This window comes from Flavobacterium silvaticum (genome assembly GCF_012911565.1).
GTDB lineage: Bacteria > Bacteroidota > Bacteroidia > Flavobacteriales > Flavobacteriaceae > Flavobacterium > Flavobacterium silvaticum.
The window spans coordinates 43639-55421 of sequence record NZ_JAAMPU010000107.1; the positions used below are offsets into that span (position 1 = coordinate 43639).

Sequence of the window (11783 nt, forward strand, 5' to 3'; positions counted from 1 at the left end):
TATCGGGGCTTTTTTATTAATACTTGATCAGTTTTCGGACTGTCTTTCCTTCATCCGATACTATTTCTGTAAGATATGTTCCTTCAGAAAGCATCGAAACATCTATGAGGTGTTCGTTCCTTTTGCCGGTTTCGATTAGCTTCTGGCCGGTGATGCTGTAAATAGTGACAGCAACCATTCCATTTGCCATAACCGTAAGCTGGTTCTTGGCAGGATTCGGGAACATTTTGACGGCATCGTCCTGAATTGTATCAACGGTTCCGAGTTCTATGACTTCCGTTACGACTTCATTCGTCACGATGGGAAAATTGAAATCAAAGAATATGCTCGCCGTATTGCTGAATTGGGATCCGACAGCCACAGTGTTTGTAGGTTTGATGTGGTAGGTAATATAACCGTGGCTACCAGGTTCGTCATCTTCCGATGCCGGCAGGTTGATGTTTTCAAAGAAAGCGACGAGTTTTCTACCCATGACCTGCAAGGTATACGGATGGCTGCTTCCGATTATACGAAGCGTCGAAAGATCAAGACCCTCATCGATCATGTCTTCAATTACCACGCGGTCAGCCGAAGCGGTTCCGGTATTCTGGAACCTGACGGTGTAGTCGAAACCATCCGTTGCCTGCTCCAGTGAAACTTCAGCTCCCTGATTGACCGCTTTATCGTTCGGGTCATATGAACCTATTGTAGTTTGAAAGACGGAAGTCGTATTGTTAGCCGTATTCTCATCAGACGCTACAGCGAGTCCGGCAGTAATATGCGTCTCCTGTCCCAAATTGACAGCAGGCGTGTCCGTTGGCCCGTTCATCGTGAAAATTACGGTGTTCTCAAATGTCGCGAAAGGTGCTAAAACAGGTGTGTTCCAGGAAATTGAGCCCGTGTTGTTCTGATCCAAAGTCGTTACCGAGGAATTGAAAGTGCGGTCATTGTTGAAATTCAAAGTCACATAACCTGGTTGGCTTGTAGTTCCAAGGTTTTTGCAAATTACTTTATAGGAAACCGGAAAGCCCGGACGAGTGGCCTGCATCGGAATCACACTAACCGACATATCCGTATGGGTGCCGTTTGGAGTGATGCAAAATTCAGGCTCAGCAACGGAATCGGTATTAAAATTATAGCTGTAAGAAGCCGGAGATACAGTAAAATACGGAATCGGCGGCACGCTGACAGTAACATAACCATTGGTTGAATAAGCGCTGAAATGACCTTCGGAATCGGTATTGGTGGTAGTAAAATAATTGTTTGCAGCTATGTTAAGACCGCTGACAGGAGCATCTGATTCAGAACATCCGTTCCCATCGGCATCGAACCGCACCGTACCGTTCACTATATTAAAAGTTCCGCCGGGAACAGATGTGCAATAATAGGATATGACAACATTAGGATCGTTTATGATGTCTGACATACGTGTAATACCATCCGTAATTGTCGTGCCTGCCAGATTGCCCCAGTTTTCAATTTCATCGACACAAACATAGGCAACTGAGGGATTGTTGGCATAGGTGATATGTTCCACCCAACTGTATAAATATCCTTCTCCATTATATACGGCAGCATCTTCAGATCCGTTCCTGAAATTAATGAACGTCAGGTCCGGATTATTCTGGATGTATAAATTGCTCAGCTGCATTCTTCTTAAGTTCAATTGCTGCAGATGCGTATTTTCTATCGTCAAGATTCCCGACATACCATTATCCCAAAAAGGAAATATCATTTCCGGAAATTCTATTGACGTATATAAATTGCCGGACAGGTTCAGGCTGAATTGGTATAACATACCGTCATCCAACATATTAGGCAGGTCAATAGAAGCCAGTTGATTATAGGAAATATCACAAACCGTAAGCACAGCATCTGAAAAATCAATACTTGTCAGGCCGTTGTTGTGAGCGTCAAGAAACCGGGTACTATGGTTTAGGGCTAGCGAAGCAAGCGATGGGTTTTCGGTAACATTGACAAATACGGAATTTTCATATCCCGAAATATCCAGTGACTGTAGGGATGGATTTCCCGTAAAATATGATTCGCCGTCATAATATAAGGCAGTCCCTGAAACCACAATAGCGGTAAGCAAAGGATTATTGCTGATCGATAAATATGTTTCGTTCGCGTTGGTCAAGGAAATAGTTGTCAAGGATGTGTTGCTGATCCCTAAATCCTGAAGGTTAAAAAAATACTGAAGGCCTTCCAGCGAGGTAACTGAGGTTCCTGAAATAGTCATCATACTGCAGTAACCGGCTTCTTCCTGTGTCACTTCCCCATCCAGATCAAGGTCAGCGTAAGCAACTGCTACAGCTTTAAAACCAATATCCGGAAAGTCGATGACCTGGGAAAAAGAAGATACAGAAGCGAGTAAAAAAAATAGAGCGTAAAGTTTTTTCATAAACAGAGGTTTGGTTTGCCCTAAATGTAAATAAATACTCCTTTAAAAAACTGATTGTCAATAAAAAAATCCACCCGTTGCCAAAAGGTTCCGGATGGATTCCACGAACAAATAAAAGAAAAGGTCAGGAAGTCGCTGCCTCGCAGATCTGTAATTCCTGCAGGCATTCCTTCATATTCTGAAAAGTCCTTTCGATATCGTTGTCAAGGCCCACGGAGAATCGGATCAATCCATCTGAAAGTCCCATTTCCACACGTTCCTCTTCAGGTATTTCAGACGATGTCGACGAACCCGGCGCGCTGAACAACGTCTTGTAAAAGCCGAGGCTGACGGCAAGGTATCCGAGGTTTTTTTGTTGCATGAGTTCCATGAGTTCATTGGCTTTTTCAGGGCTTTCCACATCTATCGTCATCATCCCGCCGAATCCATATTCCGGGTTCATCATTGATTTGAACAGCTCATGTCCTTTGTGCGATTTGAGGCCGGGATATACGGTACGGATTCCTTCTGCTTCGAATTGTTGTGCGAGATACATTGCGTTTGCACTGTGTTGTTTCATTCGGATATGCAGTGTCCTCAGATTCTTCATGACGCTCGCAGACCGTAAGCTATCCATGGTCGGGCCCAGAAGCATGGCAGCGCCCGAATTCACATCCTTCATTGCATTGACGAATTCGCGGCTTCCACAACTGACGCCGGCTACGGTATCGCTGCTTCCGTTTATGTATTTGGTGATGCTGTGGATGACGATGTCGGCACCAAGTTCCGCTGCGGAAATAGACAAGGGTGAAAACGTATTATCGACCACAAGCAACAACGATTTGGCTTTTGAGATCTTTTTGAGATTGGGCAAATCGGCGATTTCCAATAGCGGATTACTCACCGTTTCACAATACAACACTTTGGTTTCATTGGTTATTGCCTCAGAAACCGCTTCAAGATTCGTGATATCTACGAATGTGGTTTTTATTCCGAATTTTGGAGCGAAGTTCTTCAGGAAGGCATACGTCCCGCCGTAAATGGTTCGGCTCGTCACGATATGATCTCCGGATTTGCACAATTGCAGCAAAGTAGAAGTGATGGCGCCCATTCCGGAAGCGGCTACACAGGCGGCTTCCGTTCCTTCCATTGCCGCAAGCGCTTTGTCGAGGTAGAGGTTGCTTGGAGAAGAATGTCTCGAATATAAATAGCATCCGTCCGCATTGCCTTCGAACGTATCGAACATGGTTTTGGCAGACAGGAAGGTGTAGGTCGAAGAATCTGAAATGGACGGATTGACGCCTCCGAATTCACCGAAGTATTGCAGGTCCTGGATTTTGTCGGCTGGTTTCAACTGATCTGGAGATTTTAGTTGAGTCCAAAGCACGTAATTTAGATTATTTTAATCAACTATATCGATGTAATTTAGATTTTAATTCTTTACATTAAATAATTTTCAGATAAAAAATCTAAATCAATTTGTTTTTTGCTTCATTTGCAGAAAAAACAAAACATGCCACTCGACACTACCGACCACAAATTGCTTTCGTTGCTGCAACGCGACAGTTCACAGACTACAAGAGCCCTGTCGAACCAACTGGATTTATCGGTCACGGCAGTCTACGAACGCATCCGCAAGCTCGAACGGGAAGGAGTCATTACGAACTATGTGGCGCTTATCGACAAGAAAAAGGTCGACAAAGGATTCGTTGTTTTCTGCCATATCAAACTGATACAGCATTCGCGTGATTTCCTGACGCGGTTTGAAAAAGAAGTGGTGCTATTGAAAGAAGTCCTCGAATGTTATCACGTGAGCGGTGATTATGATTACATACTCAAGGTTTGTGTGGCCGATATGGAAGCCTATCGCGAATTCATGGTTACGAAACTGACCGGTCTGCAACATATCGGCAGTACGCACAGCACGTTCATGATATCGGAAGTGAAATATTCTACTGCCTTTGAATTCTAGATCAGTCGGCTATTTCGATGCCATTGTATTCCAGGATGTCCTGTAAATAGAACCCGAAATCAGGCTCGTACTTCTCAATCCCGCTTTGATACCAACGGTTTATGATTTCAATCTGGTAGGCGTTGTATCCGTGGAAGTCCACACGCATGCCAAGTATTCCGGCGAGCATGAACTCTTCGAGTGTCTTTCGGGTCAGGATACGAAGCGGAATGCCGTCGGTAATGTGGCCGTTCATGTTTTCGTATTCCAGTCTTCCTAGATTAAAGCCTGAATTGTAGGCCTCGCTGTACAAATCCTGGTTGTATTCCAAATGCGGATTGAAGGCGCTGGAATATCCGGCTAAGTAATCGCGGCGGTATATCGGGTTGAAAATATTCTCCATTGTCGTCAGAATCTTGTGATTGACAGACCAAACTTATCAACAACTTTCGACAACACCTTAAATAATCGTTGAATGAAATAAAAAACCTTCCAATCACAAGGCAGGTGAATTTCATCGATGGTATTTCAGTCAAACTGCAACGCCCGACACTACAGAAAAAGCAGGTAAAATGCCTGATATTTGATGTTTTGCTTTCGGTTTAAATCGCTATTTTTGTGGTGCTTTTTAAATTTTCAAAAGATAAATCACACCACGACATGAGTTCATTTGATGTTACCGTAATCGGATCCGGCCCCGGAGGTTATGTAGCTGCAATCCGTTGCGCCCAATTAGGTTTTACAACTGCCATCATAGAAAAATACCCTACACTTGGCGGAACCTGCCTCAATGTAGGCTGCATCCCGTCAAAGGCATTGCTCGATTCATCCCACCATTATCACGATGCGGTTTCCCATTTCAAGGAACATGGCATTGAGATTCCGGGAGAGATTAAAATCAATTTCGAACAGACGATCGCGCGTAAAGGATCTGTAGTAGACCAAAACGTAAGCGGGATCAAATATCTGATGGATAAAAACAAGATCACGGTTTTCCAGGGTGTCGGTTCGTTTGAAGATGCCACTCATATCAAGGTCACTAAAGCTGATGGTTCTTCTGAAGTGCTGGAATCGAAATACACGATCATCGCGACAGGTTCAAAGCCTTCGACACTGCCTTTCATCAAGTTGGATAAAGAACGTGTCATCACATCTACCGAAGCGTTGAAACTCAAGGAAATCCCGAAGCACCTTATCGTAATCGGCGGTGGTGTCATCGGGTTGGAATTGGGGCAGGTGTACCTTAGACTAGGCGCACAGGTTTCGGTAGTCGAATTCATGGACCGTATCATTCCCGGAATGGATGGCGCACTGTCCAAGGAACTGACTAAAGTGCTTAAAAAACAGGGAATGAAATTCTACACGTCCCACAAAGTGAAGTCAGTAGAAAACAACGGAAGCGGTGTCGTGGTCCAGGCCGATGATGCCAAAGGACAGACGGTAACACTTGAAGGTGATTATGCTCTGGTTTCGGTTGGAAGAAGACCTTACACCGATGGCCTTGCAGCCGATAAAGCCGGGGTAAAACTCACAGACCGCGGACAGATCGAAACCAATTCGCACCTACAGACGAATATTTCAAATATTTACGCTATCGGTGATGTCGTAAAAGGGGCGATGCTTGCCCACAAAGCGGAAGAGGAAGGCGTGTTGGTAGCCGAAATCCTTGCAGGCCAAAAACCGCATATCGATTACAACCTGATTCCGGGTGTTGTTTATACCTGGCCAGAAGTTGCCGCCGTCGGAAAAACCGAAGAGCAACTCAAAGAAGCCGGAACCGAATATAAAAGCGGAAGTTTCCCGTTCAAAGCCCTTGGCCGTTCGCGTGCCAGTGGTGATACCGATGGTTTCGTGAAGATTCTATCAGATGCGAAGACCGATGAAGTCCTTGGCATACATATGATTGGTGCACGTACCGCAGATTTGATCGCGGAAGCCGTCACTGCCATGGAATTCCGTGCTTCTGCCGAGGATATCTCGCGTATGTCGCACGCTCACCCGACGTATGCCGAAGCTGTGAAAGAAGCAGCTTTGGATGCTACGGGCAAGCGTTCGATACATATGTAACAACGTGTTACCTTTTAAAAATGTAAGCTCCGGTCAAAAGCCGGAGTTTTTCGTTATGCGCGCCAGCCTTCCCGATCCAGGCTTCTGTACTGGATTGCTTCTGCTATGTGTTCTGGTTTTATTTCATCAGATTTGTCCAGATCGGCTATGGTTCTTGAGACTTTGAGAATTCTGTCATAAGCACGTGCTGATAGTCCTAACCGTTCCATAGCCGTTTTCAAAAGCGATAAAGAGGCTTCGTCGGGTTTGCAGAATTGTCGTATTTGTCGCGAACCCATCTGTGCATTGTAGTGTATCGAATCAAGATCGCGAAAACGGTGTTGCTGTATTTCACGTGCTGCCGTCACGCGTTTGCGAATGTCTGAACTTGATTCGGATGGTGCCGTAGCAGATAACTTTTCGAACGGAACAGGCGTCACTTCTATATGGATGTCGATACGGTCAAGTAACGGACCCGAAATCTTTCCCATATACCTTTGCATTTCATTGGAACTTCCTGCTGAATAACCCGCATCCGGGAAAAATCCGCCAGGACTTGGATTCATGCTTGCCACGAGCATAAACGATGACGGATAGGTTACGGTAAACCTTGCCCGGGCAATCGTGACTTCACGGTCTTCAAGCGGTTGGCGTAATACTTCGAGCACGTCACGTCTGAATTCAGGTAATTCGTCGAGGAAGAGTACGCCGTTGTGCGCCATCGAGATTTCTCCGGGCTGTGGAAAACTGCCGCCACCTGCCAAAGAAACCGACGAAGCCGAATGGTGTGGATTGCGGAAAGGGCGTTGCCGCATGAGACCTACATCCTTGAGTTTTCCGGCGACGCTGTGGATTTTGGTGGTTTCTAAAGCTTCATGCAGACTCATTGGAGGTAAAATTCCCGGCAGCCGTTTGGCGAGCATCGTCTTTCCCGAACCCGGTGGCCCGATCAGGATGATGTTGTGTCCGCCGGCCGCTGCGATTTCCATGCAACGTTTTATGGATTCCTGTCCTTTGACATCGGAGAAATCAAAATCGGAATCAGGTAAATTCAAAGTATCGGATTCGGCCGGCAGATCTGGGCTGAGACTATTTCGTTTTTCGAGAAAATCGGTTAGTTCCCGAAGATTGGAAAGACCATAGACATCGATGCCTTCCACGATGGCGGCTTCTGCTGAATTCTGCTTCGGAAGGAAAAATCCTTTGAAGCCTTCTTCTCGCGCCTGAATGGCAATCGGCAATGCGCCGCGAATGGGTTGTAAGGAACCGTCGAGCGATAATTCTCCCATTATTATAAAATCCCCGAAATGCTCGGCTTTGATCTGCCCCGACGAAATCAGGATGCCGATGGCGATGGTCAGGTCATAGGCTGAACCTTCCTTTCGTAAATCGGCCGGAGCCATGTTGATGGTGATTTTCTTTCCGGGCAAGGTAAACCCGTTGTTCTTTAAGGCGGCCGCGATGCGAAAGCTGCTTTCCTTGATGGCGTTGTCGGGCAATCCGACCAAATGATACCCGATTCCGTTGTCCATGTGGACTTCTACCGAAATGGTGGTGGCTTCCACGCCAAAGACGGCGCTGCCAAATACTGTTGTTAACATGGCGTATATTCTTTAAAAGGCTTAGACGATGTTAAAATAAACAATAATTGTTTTACAAGTCAATCCGGGCATATAAATTTGAGACGCTAAATACCACAAAGCATGCTTAAAGCACCAATACCCAGCAACGACAGGGAGCGTCTTGACGCCTTATTGTCTTATCAGATCCTTGATACGCCTCCGGAAAAGGAATTCGACGATATTACCCGACTGGCCTCGGAAATCTGTAATACCCCCATTTCGGTCATAACCCTGATGGATAAGGATCGTCAATGGTTCAAATCGATCATTGGCCTTGATGCGAAGGAAACAGACCGCGAATCTTCTTTCTGTGGCCACGCGATCAATACGCCCCATGAAAATTTCATCATAGAAAACGCCCACGAAGACGTCCGATTCTTTGATAATCCGGTAGTCACGGATGGATTGGTCGGTTCTTATGTAGGAGTACCATTGGTGACTCCCGATGGGTTCGCCCTTGGTGCTTTGTGTGTCATCGATTCAAAACCAAAAAAACTGGAAGAGTATCAAATCAAGGCATTGGAAAAACTGGCCGGACAGGTTACCAAGTTGCTCGAATTGCATAAAATCAACTTGAAGCTTGTGGAAAGCCATAACATGCTGGCTGATCGATACCGTGAACTCGAGCGCTTTTCATCTGTCGTTTCACACGATCTTAAATCGCCGCTGAACAATATAATTGCGATTTCAACTATGTTCCGGGAAGAATATTCGGATAGGCTCGATGAAAACGGTAATCAGATGATCGGTTATATTTCAGTATCCGCCGAACAACTCAAAAAACTTATCGACGGAATCCTCGAACATTATAAATACGATGGCCTCGATACGACCAAGCGCGAAAAAATCAGGTTGGTCACGATGGGTGAGTATCTGATAGGCCTTTTTGGTAAACCGGATGGTATCGCTTTTATTCTTCCTCAAAAGAATTATGGCTTTCGGACCAACAGTATCGCTTTTGGCCAGGTGTTGTACAATCTGATAGCTAACGCCATAAAGTATAACGATAAACCGGAAGGGCGTGTCGAAATTACCTATTCCGAAGACGATGGGCATCATATTATTTCTGTAATCGACAACGGGCGTGGTATCAAACAGGAACATTTCGGGCAGATTTTCGAGTTGTTCAAAACGTTGGGACAGACCGATCGGTTTAAATCTCAAGGCACAGGAATTGGGTTGTCTTCGGTAAAGAAGCTGCTTGATAAAATTGGCGGTAGGATTGAAGTGGAGTCTGAATTTGGGATGGGATCTACTTTCAGGGTGTATTTAAATAAATAGACCTGAAATTGAGGATATAAGAAATTCGGAATTCTAAGGATTTTCAGAAGCACGAGAATTTCTGTGTTCAGTAATTTTAACATTTTCGGTATGTTTTCTGTAGCGGGCTTATTTGTGTGAGAGGTATCTTGCCACGGGGAGGGGCCAGTGTGGTCCCTACGAAATCCTGAAAAGTTTTGGATACATTTTTTCTGTATCAAATGTTAAGATTTACAAGGCTTAACTCTCAAAACGTCCATCAGTAAAATTTTGATAAAGCGTGGCGCAATTGCCTGGTCAGATATAAATGCTGACGGCAGTTGCGCCTTATTGCTATTATTAGTCTGCATAGCTACAGGATTTTCTGCAATGTATTTCACGGTTGAAAAAAATCATTTTCGAATGCGGCGGTAAAATACCAAGTCACTTCAGAACCATCTCTTTCCAGATTTGTCCAGAACAAATAGTCAAATCAACAATACGATAAGTCAAAATATTTTTACAATTGGTAAAAATATTTTGTCATAATGTAAAATAAACTTTACATTTGAATCGGTTTTAATCATCAGTCTATAATCAAATGAAAGCAAATTTCTTATTTCCGCGCAGCTTCAAAGTCATCGGCTGTATTCTGTTTCTCATTGGCCTTTCGATGGGTATTTTTATTTTCTTTTCGGGAGAATCCATGGATCGGTATCTTGTTGTTCCTGTATTTGCCATTGTAGATACGATTCCGCTTGGTAAATCGTCTTCGTTCAGTATCGTCGAAAACAGCATTTTCGATGAGATTTCAATTGTGCTTCTTATCATGGGAGGACTATTCGTTAGTTTTTCCCGTCTGAAGACTGAAGATGAATTTATCCGCCAGATACGCTACGAAAGCCTCATATGGGCCGTGTATTTCAACTTCGCGGTGATGTTGTTCTGCACTGCCTTCATTTATGGCACGGACTATTTTATGGTTATGGGAATCAACATCTTTTCGTTACTGTTTTTCTTTATCATCCGTTTCCACATTAAAATCTACCAACTCCAAAAAATATCCGGCGATGACGAATAACCTCAAAGTACTTCGGGCCATGCGGAATATTTCCCAGGAAGATCTTGCCAAAGAAATAAGAGTGAGCAGGCAGACGATAAACGCGATGGAGAAAGCGAAGTATGTACCTTCCACCGTATTGGCATTAAAACTGTCACGGTATTTTGAAAAGTCCGTAGAAGAAATCTTTTTGCTTGAAGATTCAGATTAGCGGGCAGAAGTGGCAATGTCGATCAGGAATGGCTTCAATCGCACGCCATTGGCAAGCCTGAAGTTGTTTGATACCAAAAGCTGATACCGAAAATCCGGCTGGAGTTCCGCCTCGAAAGACCATTCGGTAAAATCGTTATTCCAGCCAATCGCTTTTGAGAACTTAATCACATGTTCTTCGCCAAGCGGCCCAAAATCAAGCCCGGTATTGTATCCGTTCAACGGCTGTGAAAATTTCAGCGTTATGGTTATATGTCCAGGTTTTACGGTTTTATCCGTGCCGAATGGTGCGACTGAAATCACGGTCGGCCTGCGACTTTCATACTCCGAATGTAATTGCCCTATAGATTTTCCAAGTAATCCCGAATAATCTACCACAGTTTCAACGGCGGCATCATTGGTGTAATCGAGCTCGATCAATTCAGTAATGGCTCGTTTCTTATCTGAAGCTTTGCGGTAATAAGCCTCGGCAATCTTAAACCCAACCACATATCCGAGGTCACGTTCTTTCAAGGCATTGCTGTTGTTTCCCCACATCCAATCGTAAAGCCTGTCGGTCAGGAATAAATCTTCTTTGTATTTTGTCAGGATTTCCGGTTTTTGCTTTTCCCAGATCGAAAATGCCGGGATGTTTGACTCTTTTCCGGTTGCCAGGCATGAAATGAATTCTGCGATTCCTTCATATAACGATGCACAAAGCAGGTTTTCGAGCAAGGGCTTTTGCTGTGTGTGGATATATTCATGCGTACACAAAAGTGACAGATTATCAAGCGGATGCATCTTGGCATAATAGGCGTGCATCCATTCCGGTAATTGGTTGTAATTCGCGGAATCGTCTGCCAACGCCATCTCTGAACCAATCAGGATTTTACCGTTATTCCCTGTTCCGTTGCAACGCAAAGCACCTATGCAAAAATAGACCGGAACCACTGAAAGTTTTGGATACAGCGATTTCAGTTTTGCGAAATCGGCTTTGATCTGCGGAACATACTTTTGTGAATTCAGCGTGTTTTTCCGGATTGACGACCAGAATTCCGGATACGAGTTTATTGCTGTCAGGAATTCGGCATCGGAATAATTGCGCGCTGCGATTAAATCTGTAAGACCGGCTGAAGCAGGCGAAATATAATTGTCTTTAAGGATTTGGTATTGCCGGATACTGTCCTTTTCAGTCCTGATCAAATCATACGTTTTCCAGAACCGATCGATGTCTTCACTGTAAAATTGCTGGGCGAAGCTTTGAAAACCCGGAATCAGCACGAGCGTACAAAGTAGTTTCCGCAGCAATTTCAT

Annotated in this window: 10 protein-coding genes; 5 read left to right on the plus strand and 5 right to left on the minus strand. The window is 44.6% G+C overall.

The window, feature by feature from the left end; translation table 11 throughout:
* Window positions 1–16: 16 nt before the first annotated feature.
* Together G6047_RS11975 and G6047_RS11980 are read right to left on the minus strand one after the other, a co-directional pair.
* Window positions 17–2383, minus strand: coding sequence for a DUF7619 domain-containing protein (locus G6047_RS11975; protein WP_169527865.1), 2367 nt, complete (start codon window positions 2381–2383; stop codon window positions 17–19).
* 124 nt (window positions 2384–2507) lie between these two features.
* The gene (locus G6047_RS11980; RefSeq protein ID WP_169527866.1) at window positions 2508–3716 is read right to left on the minus strand and encodes an aminotransferase class I/II-fold pyridoxal phosphate-dependent enzyme; all 1209 of its coding nucleotides are present in this window, start codon (window positions 3714–3716) and stop codon (window positions 2508–2510) included.
* Window positions 3717–3875: 159 nt separating this feature from the next.
* On the opposite strand from G6047_RS11980, the gene G6047_RS11985 reads away from it, so the two are divergent.
* Window positions 3876–4334 (plus strand): Lrp/AsnC family transcriptional regulator, encoded by a 459-nt coding sequence (locus tag G6047_RS11985; protein WP_169527867.1) that lies wholly within the window; start codon window positions 3876–3878, stop codon window positions 4332–4334.
* A 1-nt stretch (window position 4335) separates the two neighbouring features.
* On the opposite strand, the gene G6047_RS11990 is transcribed toward G6047_RS11985, so the two are convergent.
* The gene (locus G6047_RS11990) at window positions 4336–4716 is read right to left on the minus strand and encodes a hypothetical protein (RefSeq protein ID WP_169527868.1); all 381 of its coding nucleotides are present in this window, start codon (window positions 4714–4716) and stop codon (window positions 4336–4338) included.
* 257 nt (window positions 4717–4973) lie between these two features.
* Between G6047_RS11990 and lpdA the strand changes: the two genes are divergently transcribed.
* Window positions 4974–6380 carry a dihydrolipoyl dehydrogenase gene (gene lpdA / locus G6047_RS11995; protein ID WP_169527869.1) on the plus strand — a complete coding sequence of 469 codons (1407 nt, stop codon included), beginning with the start codon at window positions 4974–4976 and terminating at the stop codon, window positions 6378–6380.
* Window positions 6381–6433: 53 nt separating this feature from the next.
* Here the strand turns inward: lpdA and G6047_RS12000 are convergent, their stop codons facing one another.
* Window positions 6434–7960 carry a YifB family Mg chelatase-like AAA ATPase gene (locus G6047_RS12000; RefSeq protein ID WP_169527870.1) on the minus strand — a complete coding sequence of 509 codons (1527 nt, stop codon included), beginning with the start codon at window positions 7958–7960 and terminating at the stop codon, window positions 6434–6436.
* Window positions 7961–8062: 102 nt separating this feature from the next.
* Here G6047_RS12000 and G6047_RS12005 point away from each other — a divergent pair, with 102 nt between their 5' ends.
* From G6047_RS12005 to G6047_RS12015, 3 genes are all read left to right on the plus strand, one after another.
* Complete coding sequence (locus G6047_RS12005) at window positions 8063–9262, plus strand: GAF domain-containing sensor histidine kinase (protein ID WP_169527871.1); 1200 nt, start codon at window positions 8063–8065, stop codon at window positions 9260–9262.
* Window positions 9263–9821: 559 nt separating this feature from the next.
* On the plus strand, window positions 9822–10301 hold the full coding sequence (locus G6047_RS12010; RefSeq protein WP_169527872.1) for a hypothetical protein: 480 nt from the start codon (window positions 9822–9824) through the stop codon (window positions 10299–10301).
* Window positions 10291–10491 (plus strand): helix-turn-helix transcriptional regulator, encoded by a 201-nt coding sequence (locus G6047_RS12015; protein WP_169527873.1) that lies wholly within the window; start codon window positions 10291–10293, stop codon window positions 10489–10491. The genes G6047_RS12010 and G6047_RS12015 overlap by 11 nt, the downstream gene beginning before the upstream one ends.
* Here G6047_RS12015 and G6047_RS12020 read toward each other — a convergent pair.
* On the minus strand, window positions 10488–11783 hold the full coding sequence (locus tag G6047_RS12020) for a DUF2268 domain-containing putative Zn-dependent protease (RefSeq protein WP_169527874.1): 1296 nt from the start codon (window positions 11781–11783) through the stop codon (window positions 10488–10490). The two genes, G6047_RS12015 and G6047_RS12020, sit on opposite strands and share 4 nt — an antisense overlap.